The organism is Variovorax sp. JS1663 (genome assembly GCF_002157355.1).
Classification (GTDB): domain Bacteria; phylum Pseudomonadota; class Gammaproteobacteria; order Burkholderiales; family Burkholderiaceae_C; genus Variovorax.
The window spans coordinates 289,235-314,515 of record NZ_LYMK01000002.1 but is presented as its reverse complement, the minus strand read 5'-3'; the positions used below and the strand labels follow the sequence as shown (position 1 = coordinate 314,515).

Sequence of the window (25,281 nt, the reverse complement as noted above, 5' to 3'; positions counted from 1 at the left end):
CCGCCACCTCCACCTCCACCGCCTCCACCGCCGCCCACCGGCGCCTTGCTGGCCGTCGAAGGCGCGAGCTTCACGGTCTCGAGTCCGACCGTGGTGCGGTACGGCGCCGACACGCGCTGGGTGCAGAGGACCGTCACCGGCACGGTGCCCTGCACCAATGCCTTCTTCGGCACCGACCCCGCACCCTTCGTGGTCAAGTCGTGCAGGGTGGCGTGAGGAGCGGCTCAACTTCCCGGCCCGCCTGCCGATAGAGCTCTACGGGCATCTACCGAGAACCTTCGCATTCCATGACGGGACGAAAGGCGTCGCGGGCGCTGCCGCATGTCCAACGCCTTCCCTGGAGTCTTCCCCCGTGTTTCTCGACAACCTTTCGATCGGCAAGCGCCTGGCCTTCGTGCTCGGCCTCATCCTCGCCCTGTTCCTCGCCAGCAGCGTGGTCTCGGCCCTCAAGCTGAGCCAGCTGGGCGACGAGATCACGCTCATGACCGAACAGAAGGTCAAGGCCGAGCGCGCCGGCGCCGACTGGCTGCGCCACACCACCTCCGGCGTGCAGCGCGCCGCGGCCATCGCCAAGAGCAGCGATGCCAGCCTGATCGCCTACTTCGCGCCCTTCACCGCGGCATCCATCAAGGAAACGAACGAGCTGCAGAAGTTCATCGAGACGCAGATGACCACGCCCGAGGAACGCCAGCTCTTCGACAAGGTCGGCGAGCTGCGCAAGAACTACCTGGCCGCGCGCGAGGAGGTCAGCAAGCTCAAGCTGGCGGGCGACCTCGAGGGTGCCGGGCGCGTCTTCGATGCCCGCTTCGAGCCCACCTCGGTGGCCTACCTGGCGGGCGTGCAGCAGATCGTCGACCTGCAGCGTGCCGGCCTCGACGCCGCCGCGCAGCGTGCCGAGGCCCTGCGCACGCAGACCACCACCGTGCTCGTCACCTGCTCCGCCCTGTCGCTGGTCGCCGGCGTGCTGCTGGCCTGGTTCCTGGCGCGCAGCATCACGCGCCCGCTGCGCCTGGCCGAGCGCACCGCCGGCGCCATCGCCGACATGGACCTCAGCGGCCAGCCGCAGGCCCGCTACGCCGGCGACGAGACCGGCCGCCTGCTGCAGGCCATCGACCGCATGCGCGCCGCGCTGCAGAACGCGCTGCAGCAGGTGCAGGGCGTGGTCGGCAACGTCTCCACCGCCAGCACCCAGATCGCCAGCGGCAACCAGGACCTGTCCTCGCGCACCGAGGAGCAGGCCAGCTCGCTGCAGCAGACCGCCGCCTCGATGGAGGAGCTCACCAGCACGGTCAAGCAGAACGCCGACAACGCGCGCCAGGCCAACCAGCTCGCCATGTCCGCCTCGGAAATCGCGGTGAAGGGCGGCGGCGTGGTCAGCCAGGTGGTGGACACCATGGGCGCCATCCATGCCTCGTCCAGGAAGGTGGTGGACATCATCGCCGTGATCGACGGCATCGCCTTCCAGACCAACATCCTGGCGCTGAACGCCGCGGTGGAAGCGGCCCGCGCCGGCGAACAGGGCCGCGGCTTCGCGGTGGTCGCTGCCGAGGTGCGCAACCTGGCCCAGCGCTCCGCTGCAGCGGCCAAGGAGATCAAGGGCCTGATCGACGACTCCGTCGGCAAGGTGGACACCGGCAGCGCGCTGGTGTCGGAAGCCGGCCGCACCATGAACGAGGTGGTCGACAGCATCCGCCGCGTGACCGACATCATGGGCGAGATCACCGCCGCCAGCCACGAGCAGACCCAGGGCATCGAGCAGATCAACCAGGCCATCACGCAGATGGACGAGGTGACGCAGCAGAACGCGGCGCTGGTCGAGGAAGCGGCCGCCGCGGCGAGCTCGCTGCAGGAGCAGGCGGGGAAGCTGTCGGAGGTGGTGGGGGTGTTCAGGTTGGGCGAGCGGCCGCTGGAAGCGGCGATGCCGGCACGCTCTGCGGTGACGCCGGCGCCACGCCCTGCCACCTTGCCTCGCGGCAAGACTCAGGCGCGGACCGCTCGGCCACCGCAGTTGGCAGCGGCCGCTGATGCGCGGGATGGGGACTGGGAGACTTTCTAGACGCGAAGAGGGGCGCCCGCGACCAGGCGCCTCGCTGCGCCGCGCGCTTCAGTGGTAGTCGTCCTCGCGCTGATGCCTCACTGCCGCGACGGCAATCGAGCCCTGGCTACGCTGAGCCTCGTCCGCAGACGGTGCATGACCTCCACCGCGTCGAAGTATTCGCCGGTCTTCTTCGCGCGCGCGAGCCAGGGCCGCGCGCGACGAACTCGGACTGGTCATGCCGACGCTGCACTGAGGTTGCGGTTTTCATCGCCGCAATGTAGCGCGTTGCGATACATGCCGGCTCGGCACGTGCGTCCCTGCGCCGCCTATCGCTCCCACCACCCTTCCTCGAACCGCCCCTGCAGAAAAGCCACGAAGCTCGACACCTTCCCCGGCAGCAGCTTGGGTGATGGGAAGACGGCGTGGATCTCCTGCTCCGGCAGCGCGTGGCCAGGCAGCACTTCCACCACCTTGCCCCCGGCCAGCGAGTCGCTGGCGACGTAGCGCGGCATCAGCGCGATGCCCAGCCCTTCGCGCGCAGCCGCCAGGACGGCCGAGACGTTGTTCGAACGCATCCGGCCCGTCACCGGCACGGTCACCGGCTCGCCCTTGGGCGTGTGCATCCGCCAGACGTCGTCGCCCACCACGCTGCTGTAGATCAGCGCCACGTGGGCGCTCAGGTCCTGCGCGCGCTTCGGGGTGCCGTGCTTCTTCAGGTAGGCGGGCGCGGCCACCATCACCCAGGGGTTCATGCCGAGGAAGCGTGCGCCCAGCGAGGAGTCGGCCAGCTTGCCCATGCGCACGGCGACGTCGATGCCCTGGGCGATCAGGTCCACGTAGCGGTCCTCGAAGCTCAGGTCCACCTGCACCTGCGGGTGGCGCGCCATGTATTCCAGCGCCAGCGGCACCACCACCCGCCGACCGAAGGCGACCGAGGTGCCGATGCGCAGCAGCCCCTGGGCCTGCGACTCGCGTCCGCGCACGATGTGCTCGGCTTCCTCCGCCTCGCGCACGATGGTCTTGCACTTGTCGTAGTAGAGCGAGCCGGCCTCGGTCAGGCTCACGCCGCGGGTGTTGCGGTTGAGCAGCCGCACCTTCAGCCGCGACTCGGTGGCCGCGACCTGCTTGGTCACGGTGGGCTGGGTGGTGTTGAACTCGCGCGCGGCCTTGGAGAAGCTGCCCGTCTCCACCACGCGCACGAAGATTTCCATGGCCAGGAGTCGATCCATGCCGGGGATGGTAGCGCCAGTTATTCCATGGCGGAATAGGTTTTATGGTCCCGCGCCCGCTTCTGCGAATGGCCCCGTCTTCCTACAGTCACGCCATACCCAAGGAGACTTCAACATGGCAAAGATGTCCGCGGCCCAGGCCGCCGTTCTGGTGATGGAAAAGGAAGGTGTCACGCAGGCCTTCGGCGTGCCCGGCGCCGCCATCAATCCGCTGTACTCGGCGCTGCGCAAGCAGGGCAGCATCGCCCACATCCTGGCGCGCCACGTCGAGGGCGCCTCGCACATGGCCGAGGGCTACACCCGCGCGGTGGCCGGCAACATCGGCGTGTGCATCGGCACCTCCGGCCCGGCCGGCACCGACATGATCACCGGCCTCTACTCGGCCTGGGCCGACTCGATCCCCATCCTATGCATCACCGGCCAGGCGCCGCGTGCCCGCCTCTACAAGGAAGACTTCCAGGCGGTGGACATCGAGTCCATCTCCAAGCCGGTCACCAAGTGGTCCGTCACCGTGCGCGAGCCGGGCCAGGTGCCGCAGGTGTTCCAGCAGGCCTTCCACCTGATGCGCTCGGGTCGCCCGGGCCCGGTGCTGATCGACCTGCCCTTCGACGTTCAGATGGCGCAGATCGAGTTCGACATCGACACCTACCAGCCGCTGACGCCCTACAAGCCGGCCGCCACGCGCGCCCAGATCGAGAAGGCGATCACGATGCTGAACGCGGCCGAGCGCCCGCTGATCGTGGCCGGCGGCGGCGTCATCAATGCCGACGCCAGCGACCTGCTGGTGCGCTTCGCCGAGGCCACCGGCGTGCCGGTGATCCCGACGCTGATGGGCTGGGGCTCCATCCCCGACAACCACCCGCTGATGGCCGGCATGTGCGGCCTGCAGACCAGCCACCGCTATGGCAACGCCACGATGCTGGCCTCCGATTTCGTGCTGGGCATCGGCAACCGCTGGGCCAACCGCCACACCGGCTCGGTCGAGGTCTACACCAAGGGCCGCACCTTCGTGCACGTGGACATCGAGCCCACGCAGATCGGCCGCGTGTTCACGCCGGACTTCGGCATCGTCTCCGACGCCAAGGCCGCGCTGGAACTCTTCGTCGAGGTCGCCGAGGAGATGAAGGCCAAGGGCCGGTTGCCCAGCCGCAACGAATGGGCGGGCGAGTGCCTCGAGCGCAAGAAGACGATGCTGCGCAAGACCAACTTCGACGAAGTGCCGATGAAGCCGCAGCGCGTCTACCAGTGCATGAACCGCAACTTCAGCAACGACACCTGCTACGTGAGCACCATCGGGCTCTCGCAGATCGCCGCGGCGCAGTTCCTGCACGTCTACAACCCGCGCCACTGGATCAACTGCGGCCAGGCCGGCCCGCTGGGCTGGACCATCCCTGCCGCCCTGGGCGTGCGCGCCGCAGACCCGTCGCGCAAGATCGTCGCGCTCTCGGGCGACTACGACTTCCAGTTCATGATCGAGGAGCTGGCGGTGGGTGCGCAGTTCAAGCTGCCCTACATCCACATCGTGGTCAACAACTCCTACCTCGGCCTCATCCGCCAGGCGCAGCGCGGCTTCGAGATGGACTACTGCGTGCAGCTGGGCTTCGAGAACATCAACGCCGGCGAGGACAGCGGCGTCGAGCGCAGCTACGGCGTGGATCACCTGAAGGTCGTCGAGGGCCTGGGCTGCAAGGCGATGCGCGTCTACCGCCAGGAAGAGATCAAGCCGGCCATCGAGCGCGCCGAGCAGTTGATGGCCGAGTTCAGTGTCCCGGTCGTGATCGAGGTGATGCTGGAGCGCGTGACCAACATCGCGATGGGCACCGAGATCGATGCCATCAACGAATTCGAGCCGCTGGCCGAGAGCCTGGCCGACGCGCCGAGCTCCGTCGCCGCTGCGATGCTGGATTGAGAGACCGAGGAGACATAAAGCAATGCCGCGTTTTGCCGCCAACCTGACGATGCTCTTCACCGAGCTGCCTTTCATGCAGCGTTTCGAGGCTGCCGCCAAGGCCGGCTTCAAGGCCGTCGAGTATCTGTTCCCCTACCCCTTCGACAAGAAGGAGCTGGCCGCCGCACTGCGCGCCAACGGCCTGCAGCAGGTGCTGCACAACCTCCCTGCCGGCAACTGGGATGGCGGCGAGCGCGGCATCGGCTGCCATCCGGACCGCGTGAGCGAGTTCCGCGAAGGCGTGGCGATGGCGATCGACTACGCGACCGCGCTCGGCTGCCCCAAGCTCAACTGCCTGCTGGGCAAGCTGCCCGCCGGCGTGAGCGCCGACGAGGCCCGCGGGACCGCGGTCGAGAACCTGCGCTTCGCGGCCAAGGAACTGCAGAGCGCCGGGATCATGCTGCTGATCGAGCCGATCAACCACTTCGACATTCCCGGCTTCGTCCTGACCCGCACCGACCAGGCGCTGTCCATCATCGACGAGGTGGGCTCGACCAACCTGCTGCTGCAGTACGACATCTACCACGCGCAGCGGATGGAAGGCGAGCTCGGCGCCACGCTGGCGAAGAACATGGCCCGCATCGGCCACATCCAGCTGGCCGACAACCCGGGCCGCGGCGAGCCGGGCACGGGCGAGATCAACTACCCCTGGCTCTTCAAGCACATCGACCAGGTCGGCTACGCCGGCTGGATCGGCTGCGAGTACAAGCCGCGCGGCGAGACCGTCGAAGGCCTCGGATGGCGCACGGCCCTCACCCAATAACGACTGTCACACAGACCCAACAAGGAAACCACCGCATGTCCAACACGGCATCCCAGAAGATCGGCTTCATCGGCCTCGGCATCATGGGCGCACCCATGGCTGGCCACCTGCTCGAGGCGGGCCACACGCTCTTCGTCAACACGCACGGCCCGGTGCCCGATCCCTTCACCTCGCGCGCCACCGTGTGCGGCAACGCGGCCGAGGTGACGAAGCAGGCCGACGTGATCTTCGTCATGGTCCCCGACACGCCCGACGTGGAGAAGGTGCTGTTCGGCGAGAACGGCGTGGCCTCTGCCTTGACGAAGGGCAAGACCGTCGTGGACTGCAGCTCCATCGACCCGATCGCGACCAAGGCCTTCGCCAAGCGCATCGAGGAACTGGGCTGCGGCTACGTCGACGCCCCGGTCTCGGGTGGCGAAGTGGGTGCCAAGGCCGCGAGCCTGACCATCATGTGCGGCGGTGACGAAGGCGTGTTCGGCCGCGTGCGTCCGCTGCTGGAGAAGATGGGCAAGAACGTCACGCTGGTCGGCGGCGCCGGTGACGGCCAGGTGTGCAAGGTGGCCAACCAGATTATCGTGGCGCTGAACATCGCGGCAGTCGGCGAGGCGCTGGTGTTCGCCAGCAAGGCCGGCGCCGACCCGGCCAAGGTGCGCCAGGCGCTGATGGGCGGCTTCGCCTCGTCGCGCATCCTGGAGGTGCACGGCGAGCGCATGATCAAGCGCACCTTCGCGCCGGGCTTCCGCATCGCGCTGCACCAGAAGGACCTGAACCTGGCGATGCAGAGCGCCCGCTCGCTGGGCGTGGCCCTGCCGCAGACCGCGGGTGCCGCGCAGCTGATGAACGCCTGCGCCGCCCTGGGCCATGGCCAGGCCGACCACTCGGCGCTGGTGCGTGCACTGGAAGCGCTGGCGCAGCATCCGGTGGCGCCGGACGCGGCCTGATCGCGCCGGCTGTCTTCCAAGCGCGTGGCCCGGTCTTCAGGCCACGCCTTCCAGCCCTTCTCCTTCGGCGCCATCCAGGCCCAGCATGGCCTGCCCCCAGGCCACCTTCCGCGCCTCCCACGGCAAATCCGCGTAGCCGGCCGCGATGTCGCGCGCCGCGGACGCCACCGCATCGGCATGGAGCAGCCGGTCCAGGCAGTGGTGCAGGTCTTCCTCGGCCTGGCTGTGCCAGACAATGCCTGCACCGTGCCACGCCACGCGGTTGGCGATCAGCCGCTTCTCCACGTCCATCGGCAGCACCAGCTGCGGCTTGCCGGCCAACAGGCTCTGGCAGACGAAGCTGGTGGCACCGTAGCTGAGCACCGCATCGGCCTGCGGCAGCAGCCGCTGCAGCGAGCGCGCGTGCGGCAGGATCTGCACGCTGGAGCGCTCGAATCGCGCCAGCGTCCGAGCCGGCACCCCGGGCCACACGCACAGGCAGTTGACCCCGCGGTTGGCGAGCCCGCCGAGCGCCTCGGTGCCGCCCAGCGTGGCGCGCATGTAGGCCAGCACGCGCTTGTCGCCCTTGCCCCGCTCCGGCCACGACAGCGGCAGCGCATGCGGGGGCGCCCCGAGCGGCCCGACCCACCAGTCGAGGTGGCGCGGGCCGTAGGGATCGGTTTCGAGCAATCCGTCGAACACCGTCTGCGGCCACGCGAGAAAATCCGCCACCGTGACCTCGCCATGCCCCGTGCACAGCATGGCCGTGCGGCGCAGATTGCGCTCCAGGGTGGCGAGGCTCGTGGCATGCAGTTGCAAGACCTGCGGCCGTCGCTCGCCGGCACTGAAGTCCGGGCACCGGGCCGGCGGCGCGTCAAAGCCGTTGGTGAGCTGGAAGCAGCGCAGGCCCATCAACCGCGCCGCCAGTTGCGCCGCAGGCGCGTTGTCGAGGACCACGCTGGCGGGAGACAGCTCAGCGAACAGGCGCATCCAGCTGCGCACCCGGATGGCCATCGCGCTCACCTCGGCAAAGCCCATGTTCAGCAGCACGTCGGCAAAGGAATGGAGGGTGCCATTCGCGGGCCGCGGCGCCGGGGCCGCGGGCGCCTTGACGCGCTCGTGCGAAGCATCGAAGAAGGCGGCCTTCTGCAGGCGCGCCTCGGGCAAGGCCCACACCGGACGTCCGCCATGCCGTTCGACGACCTCGGCGGCCGCGGCCAGCCGGGAGACATGCCCGTAGTGCAGGCCATGCTCCCAGGCCAGCACCACGCGCGGGCCGGATGGACTCTGGCGGGTCGTGTGCGCGGCCCCGCGTTTCGCTTTCATGATTCTTTCCCCCTCGATTGGTGGCGCAAAACTCTACACGTGGCTATCGACCAAGCCAACTCTTTGAAATCTCGCAATCGCGTCAGATCTCCGGAGGATTCAAGCCCGCCCTGAACACGCCCGCGCCCACGGCCCGCCACAGTGCTTTCCCCGACCCGGTTTGCTGTAGCCTCTGGCCTGAGCCCAGAACAGAAGGAGACACTGATGGCCCACACCCTCTCCCCCGCCGAAGAAGCGCTGCGCGACGCCGCCCGCGAATACCACCGCTCGCCGGTCAAGGGCAAGATCTCGATCTCGCCGACCAAGCCGCTGCTGAACCAGCGCGACCTCTCCCTGGCCTATTCCCCTGGCGTGGCCTACCCCTGCCTCGACATCGAGGCCGATCCCGCGAAGGCGGCCGAGTACACCTCGCGCGGCAACCTGGTGGGCGTGGTCACGAACGGCACCGCGGTGCTGGGCCTGGGCAACATCGGCCCGCTGGCCGCCAAGCCGGTGATGGAAGGCAAGGGCTGCCTGTTCAAGAAATTCGCCGGCATCGACGTGTTCGACATCGAGTTGGCCGAATCCGATCCCGACAAGCTGGTCGACATCATCGCGGCGCTGGAGCCCACGCTGGGCGGCATCAACCTCGAGGACATCAAGGCGCCCGAGTGCTTCTACATCGAGCGCAAGCTGCGCGAGCGCATGAACATCCCCGTGTTCCATGACGACCAGCACGGCACCGCCATCATCTCCGCCGCTGCCCTGATCAATGGCCTGGAACTCGTGGGCAAGAAGATCCAGGAGGTCAAGATCGCCGTCTCCGGCGCCGGCGCTGCCGCCATTGCCTGCCTGGACGTGATGGTGGGCATGGGTGCCAAGCCGGCCAACATCTTCGCGGTCGACTCCAAGGGCCTGATCTACATGGGCCGCGCCGGCGGCTTCGACGAATCGAAGGCGCGCTACGCCCAGCCCGATACCGGCGCTCGCACCCTGGCCGACGTGATGAAGGGAGCGGACGTCTTCCTCGGCTGCTCGGCGCCGGGCGTGGTCTCGCAGGACATGGTCAAGAGCATGGCGGACAAGCCCATCATCCTCGCCCTGGCCAACCCCGAGCCCGAAATCCGCCCCGAGCTGGCCAAGGAAGTGCGGCCCGACTGCATCATTGCCACCGGCCGCTCGGACTACCCGAACCAGGTCAACAACGTCCTGTGCTTCCCCTACATCTTCCGCGGCGCACTGGACTGCGGCGCCAGCAAGATCACCGAGGAAATGAAGCTCGCCTGCGTGCGCGAGATCGCCGAGCTGACCAAGGCCGACATCAGCGAGGAAGTGGCCACCGCCTACCAGGGCCAGGAGCTGGCCTTCGGCCCCGACTACATCATTCCCAAGCCCTTCGACTCGCGCCTGATCCTGCGCATCGCGCCCGCGGTCGCCAAGGCGGCCCAGGCCTCGGGCGTGGCCACGCGTCCCATCGAGGACCTGGAAAGCTACCGCCAGCACCTCACCCGCTTCGTCTACCAGACCGGCATGTTCATGCGCCCCGTCTTCAGCGCCGCCAAGCTGGGCAGCGCCAAGCGCGTGGCCTACTGCGAGGGCGAGGACGACCGCGTGCTGCGCGCCGCCCAGCTGGCGGTCGACGAAGGCCTGGCCAAGCCCATCCTGATCGGCCGCCCCGCGGTGATCGAGGCGCGCATCAAGAAGGCCGGCCTGCACATCCAGCTCGGCACCGACGTGGACGTGGTCGACCCCGAGGACGATCCGCGCTTCCGCACCTACTGGGAGGCCTACCACAAGCTCATGGGCCGCCGCGGCATCACCCCCGAGGCGTCCAAGGCCATGGTGCGGCGCTCCAACACCACCATCGGTTCGCTGATGGTCCACCTGGGCGATGCCGATGCCATGCTGTGCGGCCTGGTGGGGCGCTTCGACAGCCATCTGCGCGTGCTGCAAACGGTGCTGGGCGTCAAGCGCGGGGCGCCCGGCTTCGCCACGCTCAATGCGCTGACGCTGGAGAAGTACACCCTTTTCATCGCCGACACCAACGTGCACGAAGACCCGGACGCGCAGACGCTGGCCGAGATCGCGGTGATGGCAGCCGAGGAGGTGCGCCGCTTCGGCCTGCCGCCGAAGGTGGCCTTCCTCTCGCACTCCAACTTCGGCTCGTCCGAGCGGGCCTCGGCGCGCAAGATGCGGCTGGCGCGCGACCTGTTCGCAAAGATGGCGCCGGACGTCGAGTGCGACGGCGAGATGCACGGCGACTCCGCGCTGTCGGACACGGTGCGCCACAACGCCCTGCCCGAGACCACCCTCAACGGCGAGGCCAACCTCCTGATCTGCCCCAACCTCGACGCGGCCAACATCCTCTTCAACGTGCTGAAGATGACCGGCGGCAACGGCGTGACGGTGGGCCCGATCCTGATGGGCGCTGCCGGCGCGGCCCACATCCTCACGCCCTCGGCCACCGTGCGGCGCGTGCTCAACATGACGGCGCTGGCGGTGGCCAACGCGAGCTCCGCCAAGTAAGAGCGCACCAGAACGAACGCCCCGCCGCGGTGCAACCCGGCGGGGCGTTCTTCCACGCGTCGTGAGAGCCGAAGAGCGGTGCTTCGCTCGTCGATTTGCCTCTATGATCCGCCTCCAAAATCAATTCCAGCCTGAACAACAGGCGATTTCAAGGAGGAACATGAAGAGGCGAAGTCTGCTCTGCGGAGCCTTATCTGCGATGCCTGCAGCTTGGGCAGGCACCAGCAGGCTGGAAAGCCTGCGGTGGTTGCCCGAGGATCGAATCGACATCGGACGCGCGTCATTTGCGCTGTCGCAAGAGCTTTATCCATCGGTCGACATCGAGAGGCTCTCGCGACAACTCGATGCCATGGCGGCGGCAGTTCGGCGAAAAGTCACGTCGCCGAACGACCCGGAAGAGCGCGTCTGGGCGATGAACACAGTGTTCTTTCAGGAGCGCGGCATCCGTTACGACCACGACCCACAAGGTCGCGAGAAGCCGCTCAACTATTTGCTGCATGGCCTGCTCGAGACGGGCAAGGGAATGTGCTTCTCGATGCCGCTGCTGTACGTGGCCGTCGGACAGCGACTAGGCTATCCGATCGCCCTCGTCTGCGTTCCTGATCACACCTTCGCCCGCTACGTCGATCCTGCATTTCCACACGGCAACATCGAAGCCACCAGTGGCGGAAAGCGCTTCACCGACGACGACTACATCGGTCGCCACGGGGTGAATGCGACGGCACTGAAGAGCGGCGCCTACATGCGAGCGCTGACGTTGCGCGAACATCTGGGCGTGTTGATCACTTGCAGCGCCTACATCCACGCGCTGCGCAAAGATGTGGCGACTTGCCTTCAGTACCTCAAAGCCTCACTCACGCTGGCGCCTCGCCGCGCAGAGACCTACGAGCAGATCGCCGAAGCGTATTCGTACTACAGCAAGCTCACATCCGGCTCCGAGTCTTCTTCGTACGCCCTGCAAGCGAAGGCCACGATGCGCAAGGCAATCGATCTGGGCTACGTGCGGATCGAAGATGTTCAACAAGCTAGAAACAACAAAGGGATGGCGGGCAGATGAAGCAGTTCAAGGCGCTGGTGGTGCTGGCAAGCATGCTGGCTTCGTGGCCGGCAGGGGCGATGTACTTCGATGTCGAAAGCGGCCTCAATTCGAATGGTTTCAGGGAATACCGGCCTCCTGACGGCAGGTACACGCAGCCCGATCGCATTGGACTCGACGGCGGGCCTAACCGGTATCCCTATGCCAACTTGAACCCGCTGATGTTCACTGATCCAACGGGCTTGGACCCGTGGGGGCGTGAACAATGGACACCTGCGCGCGCGTATACAGACATGGGTAACGGGACCACCACTTTCTTCGATCCAATGACGCGAGATCTTTTTGTGTTTCCGACAAGGAATGCAATTACAAGGAGTTCCAAACCTGGTGCAGACGACCCTTACAACGGCGAATTTACGTACTGTGAGTATCCCAACTCGAAAGAGTTTGGCACCGCCAAGTGGCGCACGACCGATGGGCGTTCGCGCTGGATTCACGGTGGTGGGTCGAGCCTCGGCAGTCATGCTCTCGACCCGCAGCAAGGATGGGTACCTACGTTCGGCTGTACTCGTGCTCAAAATGCCGATGTGGATACGCTGTGTTCGAAATCTGAAGCCTGGAGAAAAGCGAATCCTGGTCAGTCACTGCCATATTCGAGATGGTAAGCATGCACGCTTCTTGGATAGTTTTTCCACGGACTTTCATCCTCTTGGTGCTCTTCTGGAGTGTGTCATGTGCAAGCAAGGCCGCATGTACGCTCCCTTGGCCAGATACCTATAGACGCGGCACCAGCAATCCGAATGTGGTTGGTCAAGTGATTGCTTTGAGCAGTTCGCAGATTGAACTTCACACCAAGCAGGGACGCCAGCGCATCGACCTTCCTGGGTCTGGCGTGTACTACACCGCCTTTGGCGGCGATGATCGTGTTGACAAGCTCAAGTTGGGTTTGGTCGCGCGTGTCTGGTACGTTGGCTGCAAGAACCCGAAGCGTCGGGTGACACCGCTAGCGGCATATATAGAGGTTTATTCAAACGATCCGAATGACCGTCCTCCGCCAAGCTACTGGAGGCGATATTGACCAGTTGAACAGTAGGGTCCCCAGCGATGAGAAATAGCAGCGGTCCGCCGAGAGCCGCATGCCGCTAGTCCATCTCGGGTTGCTGGCTTGCACCAAACAAGATGCTCCGCCACGGTGCACGCGGCAGAGCATTCTTCATTGTGAGCGACACGGTCGCATGCACCTTCTTGGCTCAGTAGAAGGGTTCGCACCAAGTGCGTGCCGGCACCGAATTTGCTTGAATGCCCGCACTTCGTCACACGGACATCGAATGAACAAGCGCCAACTGCTCCAATCCTTTCTCGCCGCCTCGGCGCTCAGTTTCGGCCTGGTCCCGGCCCACGCCCAGACCCCCATCAAGTTCCAGCTCGACTGGCGTTTCGAAGGTCCGGCCGCCCTCTTCCTGCACCCGGCGGCCAGGGGCTACTTCAAGGCCGCCGGGCTCGACGTGAGCATCGACGCCGGCAACGGCTCCGGCGGCACCGTGACCCGCGTGGCCTCCGGCGCCTACGACATGGGCTTTGCCGACCTGGCGGCGCTGATGGAGTTCCATGCCAACAACCCCGACAGCCCCAACAAGCCGGTCGCGGTCATGATGGTCTACAACAACACGCCGGCCTCGGTCATGGCGCTGAAGAAGAGCGGCATCACCAAGCCCGCGGACCTCGCGGGCAAGAAGCTGGGCGCCCCGGTGTTCGACGCCGGCCGCCGTGCCTTCCCCATCTTCGCCAAGGCCAACAACATCGGCGCGGTCAACTGGACCGCGATGGACCCGACGCTGCGCGAGACCATGCTCGTGCGCGGCGACATCGACGCCATCACCGGCTTCACCTTCACCTCGCTCCTTAACCTGGAGGCGCGCGGCGCCAAGGCATCCGACATCGTGGTGCTGCAGTACCCCGACTACGGCGTGAAGCTCTACGGCAACGTGATCATCGCCTCGCCCAAGCTGATCAAGGAGAACCCGGCGGCGGTCAAGGCCTTCCTCTCGGCCTTCGCCAAGGGCGCGAAGGAAGTGATGGCCAACCCTGCGGTGGCGATCGATTCGGTCAAGAAGCGCGACGGCATCATCGACACGGCGCTGGAAACGCGCCGCCTCAAGCTGGCGATCGACACCGTGATCAACAGCCCCGACGCGCGTGCAGACGGCTTCGGCGCGGTCGATCCGGGCCGTCTCTCGCTGATGGCCTCGCAGGTCTCGGACGCCTTCGGCACCAAGACGCGCGTGAACCCCGAGGCGGTGTGGACCGCTTCCCTGCTGCCCCCGGCCGCTGAACTGAACATCCTCAAGAAGTGATGGCGGTCGCTCAGACGCCGCCCTTCGTCGACTTCCAGGACGTCTGGCTCGCCTACAACGAGGAACTGCTCGCCGCCAACCACTTCGCGGTCGAAGCCATCGATCTCCACGTGGCGCGCGGCGAGTTCATTGCCATCGTCGGCCCCTCGGGCTGCGGCAAGTCCACCTTCATGAAGCTGACGACGGGCCTGAAGATGCCCTCGATGGGCAAGATCCGCATCGACGGCCAGCCGGTGACCGGCCCGCTCAAGATCTCGGGCATGGCCTTCCAGGCGCCGTCGCTGCTGCCCTGGCGGACGACGGTGGACAACGTGCTGCTGCCGCTGGAGATCGTCGAGCCCTACCGCTCCAGCTTCAAGGCCAGGCGCAAGGAATACGAGCAACGTGCACGACGCCTGCTGCAGAAAGTGGGCCTGGGCGGCTACGAGGACAAGTTCCCCTGGCAGCTCTCCGGCGGCATGCAGCAGCGCGCCAGCATCTGCCGCGCGCTGATCCACGAGCCCAAGATGCTGCTCCTGGACGAGCCCTTCGGTGCGCTCGACGCCTTCACCCGCGAGGAGCTGTGGTGCATCCTGCGCGACCTCTGGGCCGAGCAGAAGTTCAACGTGATCCTGGTGACGCACGACCTGCGTGAATCCGTGTTCCTGGCCGACACCGTGTACGTGATGAGCAAGAGCCCCGGCCGCTTCGTGGTGAAGCGCGAGATCGACCTGCCGCGCCCGCGCGAGCTCGAGCTCACCTACACCAAGGAATTCACCGACATCGTGCTGGAGCTGCGCGGCCACATCGGCGCCATTCGCAGTCACACCGCTGCCGCAGTGAGCCCGCCATGAAGAACAGCAAGCAACTCGAACGCTGGTCACCCTGGCTGCTCCTGGTCGCGGTGATCGTGCTGTGGCAGATCGTCTGCTCGGGCTTCGGCGTCTCGGAATTCATCTTCCCCAGCCCCTGGCGCATCTGGACCCAGTTCTGGGAGTTCAAGGAAATCATCGCCGGCCATGCCTGGCGCACCTTCTGGGTCACGATGGCGGGCTTCGGCCTGGCGATCGTGGTGGGGGTGCTGCTGGGCTTCGTGATCGGCAGCTCGCGCCTCGCCTATGCCGCGATGTACCCGCTGATGACGGCCTTCAACGCCCTGCCCAAGGCCGCCTTCGTGCCGATCCTGGTGGTGTGGTTCGGCATCGGCATCGGGCCGGCCATCCTCACCGCCTTCCTGATCAGCTTCTTCCCGATCATGGTCAACATCGCCACGGGTCTTGCCACGCTCGAGCCCGAGCTGGAGGACGTGCTGCGCGTGCTGGGCGCGAAACGATGGGACGTGCTGGTCAAGATCGGCCTGCCGCGCTCCATGCCCTACTTCTACGCCTCGCTCAAGGTCGCGATCACGCTGGCCTTCGTGGGCACCACGGTCAGCGAGATGACCGCCGCCAACGAGGGCATCGGCTACCTGCTGATCTCCGCCGGCTCGGCCATGCAGATGGGCCTGGCCTTCGCCGGGCTGATGGTGGTGGGCGCGATGGCGATGCTGATGTACGAACTTTTCAGCGTGGTCGAGAAGCACACCACGGGCTGGGCGCACCGTGGATCCCAGAATGGATGAGGCACAGGTCGTCCGTGCGCTGCGCCGCGCCGACCAGGTCGCGCGCCGCGCGATGGCCATGGGCCGCCATCCCTTCGGCGCCCTGCTGGTCGCGCCCGACGGCGAGACGGTGCTGGCCGAGCAGGGCAACATCGACACCGTGCAGCATGCCGAGTCCACCCTGGCGCGCACCGCGGCGCTCAACTACCCCGGCGAGTACCTGGCCCGCTGCACCCTGGTCACCACCTTCGAGCCCTGCGCCATGTGCGCCGGCACCGTCTACTGGGCCAACATCGGCCGCGTGGTCTACGGTGCGGAAGAGAGCGCGCTGCTCGCGCTCACCGGCGACCATCCGGAGAATCCCACCCTCTCCCTGCCCTGCCGCGAGGTCTTCGCGCGCGGGCAGAAGCCCATCGAGGTGATCGGCCCCGTGCCCGAGGTGGCCGAGGAGATGATCGCCACCCACCGCGGCTTCTGGGAGCAGCGCGGCGGCTGACGAGCGGCGTAGCAACGCCGCGGTGCATTTCCTCACGCGGTCCACGGCTTGCGCGGCCGCCCGACGAGGCTGTGGCATTCTCCGCGCTTGCCGCGGCCCCTGCCCCGCCGGCGAAAGGACGCCATGCTCGAACTGCTGACCAATCCCCAGGCCTGGATCGCCTTCGCGACCCTGACCGCGCTCGAACTCGTGCTGGGGATCGACAACATCATCTTCATCTCCATCCTGGTGGACAAGCTGCCCGCCGCCCGGCGCGAATTCGCGCGGCGCATCGGCCTCCTGATGGCCATGTTCATGCGCATCGGGCTGCTGCTGGTGCTCGCCTGGATCGTCGGCCTGGTGGCGCCGCTCTTCACCGTGGCAGGCCAGGAGATCTCGGGCCGCGACCTGATCCTGATCCTCGGCGGCCTCTTCCTCATCTGGAAGAGCACCACCGAGATCCACCAGTCCATGGAAGGCGAGCACGGCGACGACAAGGCCAGCGCGGTCAAGGCGACCTTCGCCAGCGTGATCCTCCAGATCATGATCGTCGACCTGGTGTTCTCGCTGGACTCGATCATCACCGCCGTCGGCATGGTCGACGACGTGCGGGTGATGATCGGGGCGGTGATCGCCTCCGTGCTGCTGATGATGCTGTTCGCCGGCGCCATCGGCCGCTTCGTCTCCAACCATCCGACCATCAAGATGCTGGCCCTGTCCTTCCTCGTCGTGGTGGGCGTCGTGCTGGTGGCCGAGGGCTTCGATCACCACGTGCCCAAGGGCTACGTGTACTTCGCCATGGCCTTCTCGGTGGTGGTGGAGATGCTCAACATCCGCATGCGCAAGAAGCCCGCCAAGCCCGTGGAGCTGCGTCCGCCCCACATGCCCGGCTCCTGAGCGAGGCCCCGAGGGGCGCGCCGCGCTTGTTTCGCGCCGCGCCATCTCCTATGCTCACGACCCCTGCCAACCCCGGAGACAGAGAATGATCAAGGTCAGCGTCATGTACCCCAACACGCCCGGCGCGCGTTTCGACCACGACTACTACCGCGACAAGCACATGCCCATGATCAAGGCCCGCATGGGCGACGCCTGCAGGTCCTACACCGTCGACAAGGGCCTGGCCGGCGGCGCGCCCGGCGAGCCTCCGACCTATGTCGCCGCGTGCCACATCTTTGCCGACTCGGTCGAGGCCTTCCAGGCCGCCTTCGGCCCGCATGTCAAGGAGATCCTCGGCGACGTGCGCAACTACACCGACCTCAAGCCGCTGATGCAGATCAGCGAGGTGGTGGTGGGCTGAGTCTTCGACCCATGCCCTGCGCGCCGCCGCCGCCCTCCGGCGGCGGATGCGCCGAGGCGTGCCGCTCCAGCAGCAGGTACAGCAGCAGCCCGCCGCCCAGTGGCACCAGGTAGTACAGCGCCCGGTAGGCCAGCAAGGCGCCCATCAATCGCCCCTGCCCCACCGCGCCCGAGAGCACCGCGAGGTACACCGCCTCCAGCACACCCAGCCCGGCCGGGATCGGCGTGACCACCCCTGCCACCGAGGCCAGCAACAAGGTCCCCAGCGTCGCCACATAGGACACCTTGCCGCCGAGCAGCAGGTACATGGCCCAGCCCATCAGCGCCCAGTTGGCCGACGACAGCCCGAGCTGCACCAGGGCGATCCGCGCCGGCGGCAGCTCGAGCCGGCGACCGCGTACCCGCCATTGCCGGCCCTGCCATTTGATGCAGGCCACCACGTAGGCCACCGCCAGCAGGATCATCAGCACGCCCAGCGCACGGAACGCGGTCTCGCCCAGGTGCGCCCCGGACGGCGCCTTCAGCACGCCGGAAGCGAACACGCAGCCCGCCACCAACCCGTAACCCAGCCAATTGGTCGCGAGGCTGATGCCGATGATCTGCGCCACGGTGCCTTCGTCCAACCCGGCCCGCGCGTACAGCCGTGCGCGCATCGCGACACCGCCGACCAGCGAGCCCAGGTTGAGATTGAAGGCATAGCTGGTGACCGCGATGGCCCAGGTGCGCCAGCGCTCGATGCGGTGGCCGGTATGCCGGCGGCCGATCAGGTCATAGGTGCCGTAGAGGGCATGGCTGGCCGTGGCGAGCGCGAGCACCGCGAGCAGCACCCAGGGCGAATAGCGCCGCAGCGCCTGCCAGGCGCCGGCCCAGTCGACCTTGTGGGCATGCGAGAGCAGGAGGCCCAGGACCAGCAGGCCCAGCGCGGGAACGGCCCAGCGGAGGATGCGTGCGCGCAGCGAAGGCGCGGGCTCGGCAGCGTGGGGCTGTTGCGCCTGGTGTGCGATCACCCGCTCCTTTCAGGTCGTCGATGAACGGCGCGGATCAACGCGACGGCGCAGGCACCGGCGTGACCGTCTCGCGGATCACGCCCCCGCCCATCACACTGCCGCTCGAGCTGCTGTTGCTGGCCCCGCGGATGCGGGCTTCGCAATCCACGCGGTCCGATGGCTTCTGCAGCATCTGGCAGCGCGCCAGCGCGTTCGCCTCTGCCTCGCCGGCGGGCGTGAGACCCCCGCGCTGCGACTCCTGGCGCGCGGCGCCTGCTTCACGGCGGCAAGCCTCGCGATCCTGCTGCACGCCGTCGCAATTGGCGCGCTCGCGCTCCATCTGGGCGGCGGAGCCTGCGGTCTGCGCCCAGGCGGCGGGCGCTAGAATGCCCGCAGCGCCAATCAGCACCGGCGCGAGGAACGATGAAAGGGTGAGTGCTCGTCGGGGCATTCGAAGCTCCTTGTTGCAAAGAGCTTTTTTCTACCGCGACGAGCGACTGGCTCATGTCGGACGGCGCGAGGTTCGGCCGATGCGATCAGGCACATCTTCGGCGCGCCTTGCGCCGCGCGCCGCCATCGCCTGGAGCCAGAAGCAGCCCGACGCCTGAGACGGAGCAGCAATCGTCGACGAGCGTCGAGTGTGCAGGCGACCGCACTGCCTCGATTCGATGGAAGCCTGCGGCCAATAGACCGTTGTCGCGCCTGCTGAGCTACAGTCCGCGGTCATTCCATCCTCGCCGGCCGAGGACGAAGGGCACAGCATGGCCGGCAGCAGGCCGTCGATTGCCGCCTCACGGCCCCGCACCTCCAGGAGTTGTCATGAAGTTGATGCCCTCGAAGTTCGCACGCGTTCGGACGATGCCAGCAGCCGCGACGGGCGCGCATGCCATAGGTACCGTCGCATTGGGCTCTATCGCGCTGGGTGCGGTGGCCGTCGGTGCCTTGGCCATTGGTGCCCTGTCCATCGGTCGGCTTTTGGTTGGCCGAGTTCGAATTCGACGGGTGGAGATTGACGAACTTGTTGTCCGCCGCGTCCTCGTCACAGAACAGCTCACGGCGCCGTCACAGGGTTGCAGCCCTGCAGACAGTCCTATCGCATAGCCAATGCTTGGCAAGAAGTGACTGGATTTGATGGACAGTTTGTCGACTCTCGGTGTCGTTACCCTTGCCGCATGCGCGCTTGAATGGATCTGAATCGACTGCCCTTTCCCTGACTTATCTGTTCATGAAGGCGATGCGGACTTCTTCGACCGTCTGCCGCGGATCATGCAGATGCGGATAGTGGCCCAGCCCGGGCAGCAGCGCGAAGGGCGCCCCCGCCTTCTGCGCGAACTCGATGCCCATGTCCTTCTTGATGTAGAAGTCCTTCTCGCCCCACACCACCTTGATCGGCGTCTTCAGCTTCGCCAGGTTGGCCTCGAAGTACTCCTGGTCGCGGGTGAAGTGGGCGTAGTAGTGGGCGAACGCGTCGGCCGAGCTCAGGGGGCCTTGCGTCCAGCCCTGGAGCATGTCGCTCTTGAACTGCGGTGAGATCTCGAACTGCTCTTCCTTGGCCAGGCCCCGCCTGAAGGCGTTCTCCAGGATCTCGTCGCGGTTCTTGTTCAGGTTGGCGCGGACCAGCTCGGCCGAAGGCCTGAACTTCAGCGCCTGCAGGTAGTCGATCATGTACTGCGGCCGGTTGAGCGGCGCGAAGTCGCCGACGATGAGGGACTGCGCGATGTCCGGCTCTTCCAGCGCGAGAAGCAGGGCCGGGAGCGCGCCGATGTCGGTGGCGTAGATCCGCAGCGTCCGCGTGTCGATGTTCGACTTCCGGATGTAGGCCTTGAGCACCCGCGCATAGTCGCTGGGCGCATACGAGAAGCTGTCGACGGGCGGCTTCGTCGACAGGCCGTAGCCCGGCCAGTCGAAGGCATGGACCTCGTAGTCACCGGCGAGGGCTGGGTAGACGCCGTCCCATGCATGCAGGGTCTCGGGAAAGCCGTGCAGGAAGAGCACGGTGCCCTTGGGATGAGCGGGGCGGGCGACCAGTCTCCGGAGCGTGATGCCGTCATCGATCTCCAGGAATCCGATCTCGGCCTGCGGTTTCGGCGTGCGCAAGGCGGCGCAGCCGGCCAGGATGGCCGCGCCGATGAGAACGGCGATGGCAGTGAACAGCGTCTTGGCGGCGGGTTGCGGCATGGCGGGGTCCTCTTGAAGCGGGTGTCCGTAAGCCGTGAATCTAATGGTGCCGGCCGGGAATAAAAAGGAGGCGACGCACAATGCGCTTTTGCTGCAGTTACAACAATCGCTTTCCGCCCCGGCAGTCCATGCGAATCCACGACCTGAAACAGCGCCTGCGGGAAGCCGGCGCAGGCCCCAGCCACGAGCAGCGCATCCTGCGCCTGTGGTCCCATGCGCTGCCCCGGGACAGCGGCAAGCGCCGCCCGAAGAGCTTTTTTCCCTCGTCGCTGATGGCGGCGCTGCCGTCCATCGAAGCCGAGCTCGCAGGGCTGGCGCGCATTCATACCATCCATCCCGGCGCTGACGGGGCCGAACGGCTGCTCGTCGCGCTGGCGGACGGTCAGACGGTGGAGAGCGTGCTGCTGCCCCGGGACGGCCTGTGCGTCTCGTCGCAGGTCGGATGCGCCGTCGGATGCCGCTTCTGCATGACCGGCCAGGGCGGCCTGCTGCGCCAGGTGGGCAGCGCCGAGATCATTGCCCAGGTCGCCCTGGCGCGCACGCGCCGGCCGGTGCGCAGGGTCGTGTTCATGGGCATGGGCGAGCCGGCCCACAACCTGGACAACGTGATGGACGCGATCGAGCTGCTCGGCACGGTGGGCAACATCGGCCACAAGAACCTGGTGTTCTCCACGGTGGGCGATCCGCGCGTGTTCGAGCGCCTGCCGCAGGGGCGCGTGAAGCCCGCGCTGGCGCTTTCGCTGCACACGACCCGGGCCGCGCTGCGCAAGGAGCTCCTGCCCCGCGCGCCGGCCATGACGCCCGAGGAACTGGTGGATGCGGGGGAGCGCTATGCGCGGGCCACCGGCTATCCGATCCAGTACCAGTGGACACTGCTGGAAGGCGTGAACGACGGGAGCGAGGAGATCGAGGGCATCGTCCGGCTGCTCTCGGGCAAATACGGGGTGCTGAACATGATCCCGTTCAACGCGGTGGACGGCGTGGGGTTCAGCCGCCCATCGTGGGAGCGCTGCAAGCTGATCGCCCGCACGCTGCACGAACGGGGCATCCTGACGAAGCTGCGCAATTCGGCCGGCCAGGACGTCGATGGCGGCTGTGGCCAGTTGCGCGCGCGGGTGGGCGAGGTGCAGGTGACGCTTCACAGGGCCGGCGAACGGCCCTAGCCCGCGGCCGGCGCCTCAGGACCCGATGACCTGCGGCATCCGCCCATCGTTCCCGCTGGCCCCCAGGTGATGCCTCACCTGCTGCGCCAGCGAGCCGAAGATCTTTCCGGCGAGGCCGGGCTCGTCGCGGCCGAAGACGATGCGGTCGCAACCGTAGTCGCGGGCCGCGGTGGCGATGGTCTCGGCCGTGCGCCCCACCAGCACCGTGCAGGTGCAGGGAACGCCGGCCAGGTCGAGCAGGCTGCGTGCGTATTCGAGTTCTTCGGCGCCTGCGTCGAGTTGAAGCTCGAGCAGTTCCTGCTTGCCGAAAAGCATGGCGACATGCCCCGAGACCTTGGGTACCACCCGCAGCAGACGGATGCTCACCCGATCGTTGCGGCGCATGCGCACGACCTCCTCGATCGCCGAGCGCGTGCGGGCAGGCTCGGCCGGATCGATGGGTACCAGGATGCGCGTCATGCGATTACCTGCCCTCGACCGCCGTGGGACTGGCCGCGGCCGGTGCCTCTTCGCGCGGCGGGCGGCGGCTGCTGAGCCACTTGCCGACGGCGACCACGGCAGCGGCACCGATGGCGGGCACGACCGTGTGCAGCGTGTGGTAGTCGGCCATGAAGCCGGCGATCGCCGGATCGGACACCGCCATCTCGCCGGCCACCCAGCCGAGCAGGGCGGCACCGAGCACGATGATGATCGGGAAGCGGTCCATCAGCTTCAGGATGAGCGTGCTGCCGAAGATGATCAGCGGGATGCTGATGACCAGGCCGAAGACCAGCAGCGGCACATTGCCCTTGGCGGCGGCGGCGACGCCGACGACGTTGTCCAGGCTCATCACCAGGTCGGCCAGAACGATGGTCTTGATGGCGGCAGCCAGACCCGAGTGGCCTTCGAGCTCACCCTCGTCGTCCTCGCCCTTGAGCAGGCCGATGCCGATCCAGAACAGCAGTGCGGCGCCGACCAGCTTGAGGTACGGCAGCGTGAGCAGGTAGACGGCGAAGAAGGTCAGGACGACGCGCAGCACGATCGCGCCGACGCTCCCGAAGATGATGGCCTTCTTCTGCTGCGCGGGCGGCAGCGAGCGCGAGGCCATCGCGATGACGACCGCGTTGTCGCCGCTCAGGACGATGTTGATGAGGATGATCTGCGACAGGGCGATCCAGAAATCGGGGCTCGACAAGAACGACACGGTGTCTCCTGAAAATGAATCGGAACCACCGCGGTTCCGTCATCCCGAGGTTAGAGACCTGGCCTGTCACCTTTCTGCCGGCTGGCTGACAGCCGCATGTCCGCAAGCTGTCAGCAACCTGACCAAACGGCCGCTCCTCTACACCGGACGCCCGTCTACGCGCAATGGGAAAAACACGCTGAAAGTGTTGCCCACGCCGTCGATGTCTTCTTCCAGCGTGATGCGCGCGCCGTGCAGCGTGGCGATCTCGCTGACGATGGCCAGGCCGAGGCCGCTGCCGTCTTCCTGCGTGCCCAGCAGCCGGTGGAAGCGCTCGAAGATGCGGGCACGGTCCTGCACGGGGATACGGGGGCCGTCGTCGTTGATGGCAAGGCGGCACTGGTCGTCGCCGATCCGGCTGGTCTGCACGGTCACACGGCCGCCCGGGTGGCTGTAGCGGATGGCGTTGTCGATCAGGTTGTTGACCAGTTCGCGCAGGCGGTCGTGGTCTGCATCGATCATCAGCGGGTGCTCGGTGCCCTCGAAGCCCAGGTCGATGTCGCGCTTGATGGCCTGCGGCACCCATTCCATGCTCACCTCCAGCGCGTGGGCGTTGAGGTCCAGCGGCTGCAGCTGCATCGAATCGAGCGCGCCAGGCTCGTTGCGGGCCAGCGACAGCAGCTGGCGCACCAGCCGCGAAAGCCGGTCGGCGCTGATGTAGAGCTGGGCCAGCGAATGGCGCACGCGCTCGAGATCGTTCTCGCGCAGTGCGAGCTCGATCTGGGCCTTGAGGCCGCTCACGGGGGTCTTGAGCTGATGGGCCGCATCGGCGACGAAGCGGTTCTGGAAGTCGAAGCTGCGGCCGAGCCGCGCCATCAGCTCGTTGACGTCGTCCACCAGCGGCCGCACCTCGCCCGGCACGTCGTGGGTGTCGATCGGGCTCAGGTCCAGGTGCGAGCGGTTGGACACCGCGCGCCGCAGCCGCTGCAGCGGCTCGAGCCCCCGCGAGACGCCGAACCAGACCACCGCGGTCGCCATGACGATCAGCAGCAGCTGCGGCAGCACCACGTTGGCAACCATCTCCCAGGTGAGGCGCTCCCGCTTGTGGAGGGTTTCGGCGAGCTGCACCAGGACCTGTGGCGGCCCGGCGTCGGGGCCGACGGGCATCCAGGCGACCATCATCCGCACCCGCTCGCCGCGCACCGCGTCACCGTAGAAGTCGGGCGAGGCGGGCTTTCCGTTGCGCGGCACGGGCAGGTGCGCATCGCCGCCCAGGCTGGTGCCGTCCTCGCCGACGACGCGGTAGAAGAGTTGGTCTTCGGGGTCCAGCAGGAGGATGTTGGCCGCGGTCTCCGAGAGCTCGAGCCGGGGCTGCGTGCCGTCGAGCTTCACGTGCAGCGCGATCTCGCGGCCGATCTCGTGCAGCGCGCGGTCGTAGGCGAGGTTGGCGAAGCGCAGCGAGTTCCAGTAGGCGAAGGCAGTGTCGAGCACCAGCAGCACGGCGAGCGGTCCGAGCAGCCAGGCCAGCAGCTTGCGCTGCAGCCGGGGCTCAGCCTTGCGCATCGCTATCGCTGCTGTCGATCAGGTAGCCCATGCCGCGCACGGTGCGGATCTCGCAGCCGAGCGGCTCCAGTTTCTTGCGCAGCCGGTAGACGTTGACCTCGATCGCGTTGTCGCCGACCTCCTCGCCCCAGCCGTAGAGGTGGTTGACCAGCTGCTCCTTGCTGACGACGCGGCCCGCGCGCATCAGCAGCAGCTCCAGCAGGGCCAGTTCGCGCGGCGACAGGTCCAGCGGCCGCTTGTCGTGGAAGACGCGGCGGCCGACGGTGTCGAAGCGCAGCTGGCCGTGCTCGAGGTCGGGCGTGGACTGGGTACTGCGGCGCAGCAGCGCGCGCACGCGCGCTTCCAGCTCGGGCAGGTCGAAGGGCTTGGCCAGGTAGTCGTCGGCGCCCAGGTCGAGGCCGCGGACGCGGTCGGCCAGGGTGTCGAAGGCAGTGAGCATCAGCACGGGCATCGTGGACTTGCGCGCCCTCACCCGCTTGAGCACGTCCAGGCCGCTCAGGCCCGGCAGGCCGATGTCGAGGATGGCGAGGTCGTAGATGCCGGGGGCGAGGGCATGGTCGGCCTCCTCGCCGGTGGAGACGACGTCGACGGCATGGGCGGACTGCACCAGCGTGCGCGAGAGCGCATCGGCCAGTACCCGGTCATCCTCGACAAGCAGTATCCGCATTGAATTCCCTGGCGTGTGTCCCGTGGCGATGCTAACCGCAAGTCCCCGGGGCACGTTCTCCTGCTCCCCGTGCTGTACGGCCTCAGGCAGGGC

General features: G+C 67.1%; 23 protein-coding genes and 1 pseudogene. 15 read left to right on the top strand and 9 right to left on the bottom strand.

Annotated features, from left to right (window positions below):
• Both A8M77_RS36015 and A8M77_RS03740 read left to right on the top strand, forming a co-directional pair.
• Window positions 1-216: pseudogene (locus A8M77_RS36015) on the top strand (hypothetical protein); the annotation flags it as partial.
• Window positions 217-352: 136 nt separating this feature from the next.
• The gene (locus A8M77_RS03740) at window positions 353-2,056 is read left to right on the top strand and encodes a methyl-accepting chemotaxis protein (RefSeq protein WP_086920191.1); all 1,704 of its coding nucleotides are present in this window, start codon (window positions 353-355) and stop codon (window positions 2,054-2,056) included.
• 308 nt (window positions 2,057-2,364) lie between these two features.
• Here the strand turns inward: A8M77_RS03740 and A8M77_RS03735 are convergent, their stop codons facing one another.
• Window positions 2,365-3,267 (bottom strand): LysR family transcriptional regulator, encoded by a 903-nt coding sequence (locus A8M77_RS03735; RefSeq protein ID WP_086920190.1) that lies wholly within the window; start codon window positions 3,265-3,267, stop codon window positions 2,365-2,367.
• Between the two features lie 115 nt (window positions 3,268-3,382).
• On the opposite strand from A8M77_RS03735, the gene gcl reads away from it, so the two are divergent.
• The 3 genes from gcl to A8M77_RS03720 are packed head-to-tail and all read left to right on the top strand — an operon-like array spanning window position 3,383 to window position 6,919.
• Window positions 3,383-5,176: a glyoxylate carboligase gene (gcl, locus tag A8M77_RS03730; protein ID WP_086920189.1), complete on the top strand. Its 1,794-nt coding sequence runs from the start codon at window positions 3,383-3,385 to the stop codon at window positions 5,174-5,176.
• Window positions 5,177-5,198: 22 nt separating this feature from the next.
• Window positions 5,199-5,978, top strand: coding sequence for a hydroxypyruvate isomerase (gene hyi, locus A8M77_RS03725; RefSeq protein WP_086920188.1), 780 nt, complete (start codon window positions 5,199-5,201; stop codon window positions 5,976-5,978).
• A 35-nt stretch (window positions 5,979-6,013) separates the two neighbouring features.
• Complete coding sequence (locus A8M77_RS03720; protein ID WP_086920187.1) at window positions 6,014-6,919, top strand: 2-hydroxy-3-oxopropionate reductase; 906 nt, start codon at window positions 6,014-6,016, stop codon at window positions 6,917-6,919.
• Between the two features lie 36 nt (window positions 6,920-6,955).
• On the opposite strand, the gene A8M77_RS03715 is transcribed toward A8M77_RS03720, so the two are convergent.
• A complete protein-coding gene (locus A8M77_RS03715) occupies window positions 6,956-8,224 on the bottom strand; it encodes a hypothetical protein (protein WP_086920186.1) in 1,269 nt (422 codons plus the stop codon).
• A gap of 204 nt (window positions 8,225-8,428) precedes the next feature.
• Between A8M77_RS03715 and A8M77_RS03710 the strand changes: the two genes are divergently transcribed.
• The 9 genes from A8M77_RS03710 (at window position 8,429) to A8M77_RS03670 (ending at window position 17,470) form a co-directional block, all read left to right on the top strand.
• A complete protein-coding gene (locus A8M77_RS03710; RefSeq protein WP_086920185.1) occupies window positions 8,429-10,729 on the top strand; it encodes an NADP-dependent malic enzyme in 2,301 nt (766 codons plus the stop codon).
• 103 nt (window positions 10,730-10,832) lie between these two features.
• Window positions 10,833-11,786 carry a transglutaminase family protein gene (locus tag A8M77_RS03705; protein ID WP_086920184.1) on the top strand — a complete coding sequence of 318 codons (954 nt, stop codon included), beginning with the start codon at window positions 10,833-10,835 and terminating at the stop codon, window positions 11,784-11,786.
• Window positions 11,783-12,430 (top strand): RHS repeat-associated core domain-containing protein, encoded by a 648-nt coding sequence (locus A8M77_RS03700; RefSeq protein ID WP_086920183.1) that lies wholly within the window; start codon window positions 11,783-11,785, stop codon window positions 12,428-12,430. Before A8M77_RS03705 ends, A8M77_RS03700 begins: the two co-directional genes overlap by 4 nt.
• 663 nt (window positions 12,431-13,093) lie before the next feature.
• The gene (locus A8M77_RS03695; protein ID WP_086920182.1) at window positions 13,094-14,119 is read left to right on the top strand and encodes an ABC transporter substrate-binding protein; all 1,026 of its coding nucleotides are present in this window, start codon (window positions 13,094-13,096) and stop codon (window positions 14,117-14,119) included.
• Window positions 14,119-14,952 (top strand): ABC transporter ATP-binding protein, encoded by an 834-nt coding sequence (locus A8M77_RS03690; protein ID WP_086920181.1) that lies wholly within the window; start codon window positions 14,119-14,121, stop codon window positions 14,950-14,952. The genes A8M77_RS03695 and A8M77_RS03690 overlap by 1 nt, the downstream gene beginning before the upstream one ends.
• Window positions 14,949-15,719, top strand: coding sequence for an ABC transporter permease (locus A8M77_RS03685; RefSeq protein WP_086920180.1), 771 nt, complete (start codon window positions 14,949-14,951; stop codon window positions 15,717-15,719). The genes A8M77_RS03690 and A8M77_RS03685 overlap by 4 nt, the downstream gene beginning before the upstream one ends.
• A complete protein-coding gene (locus A8M77_RS03680; RefSeq protein ID WP_086920179.1) occupies window positions 15,712-16,194 on the top strand; it encodes a nucleoside deaminase in 483 nt (160 codons plus the stop codon). The genes A8M77_RS03685 and A8M77_RS03680 overlap by 8 nt, the downstream gene beginning before the upstream one ends.
• A gap of 123 nt (window positions 16,195-16,317) precedes the next feature.
• The gene (locus tag A8M77_RS03675) at window positions 16,318-17,070 is read left to right on the top strand and encodes a TerC family protein (RefSeq protein ID WP_086920178.1); all 753 of its coding nucleotides are present in this window, start codon (window positions 16,318-16,320) and stop codon (window positions 17,068-17,070) included.
• Window positions 17,071-17,155: 85 nt separating this feature from the next.
• Window positions 17,156-17,470, top strand: coding sequence for an EthD family reductase (locus A8M77_RS03670; RefSeq protein WP_086920177.1), 315 nt, complete (start codon window positions 17,156-17,158; stop codon window positions 17,468-17,470).
• Here the strand turns inward: A8M77_RS03670 and A8M77_RS03665 are convergent.
• The 3 genes from A8M77_RS03665 to A8M77_RS03650 form a co-directional block, all read right to left on the bottom strand.
• Window positions 17,448-18,476 (bottom strand): lysylphosphatidylglycerol synthase domain-containing protein, encoded by a 1,029-nt coding sequence (locus A8M77_RS03665; RefSeq protein ID WP_238136700.1) that lies wholly within the window; start codon window positions 18,474-18,476, stop codon window positions 17,448-17,450. The two genes, A8M77_RS03670 and A8M77_RS03665, sit on opposite strands and share 23 nt — an antisense overlap.
• 34 nt (window positions 18,477-18,510) lie before the next feature.
• Window positions 18,511-18,906, bottom strand: coding sequence for a hypothetical protein (locus A8M77_RS03660; RefSeq protein ID WP_086920176.1), 396 nt, complete (start codon window positions 18,904-18,906; stop codon window positions 18,511-18,513).
• A gap of 764 nt (window positions 18,907-19,670) precedes the next feature.
• Window positions 19,671-20,633, bottom strand: a complete 963-nt coding sequence (locus A8M77_RS03650) for an alpha/beta fold hydrolase (RefSeq protein ID WP_086920174.1) — start codon at window positions 20,631-20,633, stop codon at window positions 19,671-19,673.
• A gap of 128 nt (window positions 20,634-20,761) precedes the next feature.
• On the opposite strand from A8M77_RS03650, the gene A8M77_RS03645 reads away from it, so the two are divergent.
• Window positions 20,762-21,796 (top strand): RNA methyltransferase, encoded by a 1,035-nt coding sequence (locus tag A8M77_RS03645; RefSeq protein ID WP_086920217.1) that lies wholly within the window; start codon window positions 20,762-20,764, stop codon window positions 21,794-21,796.
• Window positions 21,797-21,811: 15 nt separating this feature from the next.
• Here A8M77_RS03645 and A8M77_RS03640 read toward each other — a convergent pair whose 3' ends face one another.
• From A8M77_RS03640 to A8M77_RS03625, 4 genes are all read right to left on the bottom strand, one after another.
• Complete coding sequence (locus A8M77_RS03640; RefSeq protein WP_086920173.1) at window positions 21,812-22,255, bottom strand: universal stress protein; 444 nt, start codon at window positions 22,253-22,255, stop codon at window positions 21,812-21,814.
• Between the two features lie 4 nt (window positions 22,256-22,259).
• Window positions 22,260-22,979, bottom strand: coding sequence for a TerC family protein (locus tag A8M77_RS03635; RefSeq protein ID WP_086920172.1), 720 nt, complete (start codon window positions 22,977-22,979; stop codon window positions 22,260-22,262).
• A gap of 138 nt (window positions 22,980-23,117) precedes the next feature.
• Window positions 23,118-24,521, bottom strand: a complete 1,404-nt coding sequence (locus A8M77_RS03630; RefSeq protein ID WP_086920171.1) for a sensor histidine kinase — start codon at window positions 24,519-24,521, stop codon at window positions 23,118-23,120.
• Window positions 24,508-25,188, bottom strand: a complete 681-nt coding sequence (locus A8M77_RS03625) for a response regulator transcription factor (RefSeq protein WP_086920170.1) — start codon at window positions 25,186-25,188, stop codon at window positions 24,508-24,510. Before A8M77_RS03625 ends, A8M77_RS03630 begins: the two co-directional genes overlap by 14 nt.
• Window positions 25,189-25,281 lie beyond the last annotated feature (93 nt).

Coding starts and splice junctions, on each gene's coding strand:
- hyi (WP_086920188.1), top strand. CDS start 5,199: ATGCCGCGTTTTGCCGCCAACCTGACGATGCTCTTCACCGAGCTGCCT.
- A8M77_RS03660 (WP_086920176.1), bottom strand. CDS start 18,906: ATGCCCCGACGAGCACTCACCCTTTCATCGTTCCTCGCGCCGGTGCTG.
- A8M77_RS03630 (WP_086920171.1), bottom strand. CDS start 24,521: ATGCGCAAGGCTGAGCCCCGGCTGCAGCGCAAGCTGCTGGCCTGGCTG.
- A8M77_RS03690 (WP_086920181.1), top strand. CDS start 14,119: ATGGCGGTCGCTCAGACGCCGCCCTTCGTCGACTTCCAGGACGTCTGG.
- A8M77_RS03700 (WP_086920183.1), top strand. CDS start 11,783: ATGAAGCAGTTCAAGGCGCTGGTGGTGCTGGCAAGCATGCTGGCTTCG.
- A8M77_RS03675 (WP_086920178.1), top strand. CDS start 16,318: ATGCTCGAACTGCTGACCAATCCCCAGGCCTGGATCGCCTTCGCGACC.
- A8M77_RS03645 (WP_086920217.1), top strand. CDS start 20,762: ATGCGAATCCACGACCTGAAACAGCGCCTGCGGGAAGCCGGCGCAGGC.
- A8M77_RS03695 (WP_086920182.1), top strand. CDS start 13,094: ATGAACAAGCGCCAACTGCTCCAATCCTTTCTCGCCGCCTCGGCGCTC.
- A8M77_RS03710 (WP_086920185.1), top strand. CDS start 8,429: ATGGCCCACACCCTCTCCCCCGCCGAAGAAGCGCTGCGCGACGCCGCC.
- A8M77_RS03735 (WP_086920190.1), bottom strand. CDS start 3,267: ATGGATCGACTCCTGGCCATGGAAATCTTCGTGCGCGTGGTGGAGACG.
- A8M77_RS03715 (WP_086920186.1), bottom strand. CDS start 8,224: ATGAAAGCGAAACGCGGGGCCGCGCACACGACCCGCCAGAGTCCATCC.
- A8M77_RS03670 (WP_086920177.1), top strand. CDS start 17,156: ATGATCAAGGTCAGCGTCATGTACCCCAACACGCCCGGCGCGCGTTTC.
- A8M77_RS03685 (WP_086920180.1), top strand. CDS start 14,949: ATGAAGAACAGCAAGCAACTCGAACGCTGGTCACCCTGGCTGCTCCTG.
- A8M77_RS03680 (WP_086920179.1), top strand. CDS start 15,712: ATGGATGAGGCACAGGTCGTCCGTGCGCTGCGCCGCGCCGACCAGGTC.
- gcl (WP_086920189.1), top strand. CDS start 3,383: ATGGCAAAGATGTCCGCGGCCCAGGCCGCCGTTCTGGTGATGGAAAAG.
- A8M77_RS03650 (WP_086920174.1), bottom strand. CDS start 20,633: ATGCCGCAACCCGCCGCCAAGACGCTGTTCACTGCCATCGCCGTTCTC.
- A8M77_RS03705 (WP_086920184.1), top strand. CDS start 10,833: ATGATCCGCCTCCAAAATCAATTCCAGCCTGAACAACAGGCGATTTCA.
- A8M77_RS03625 (WP_086920170.1), bottom strand. CDS start 25,188: ATGCGGATACTGCTTGTCGAGGATGACCGGGTACTGGCCGATGCGCTC.
- A8M77_RS03720 (WP_086920187.1), top strand. CDS start 6,014: ATGTCCAACACGGCATCCCAGAAGATCGGCTTCATCGGCCTCGGCATC.
- A8M77_RS03640 (WP_086920173.1), bottom strand. CDS start 22,255: ATGACGCGCATCCTGGTACCCATCGATCCGGCCGAGCCTGCCCGCACG.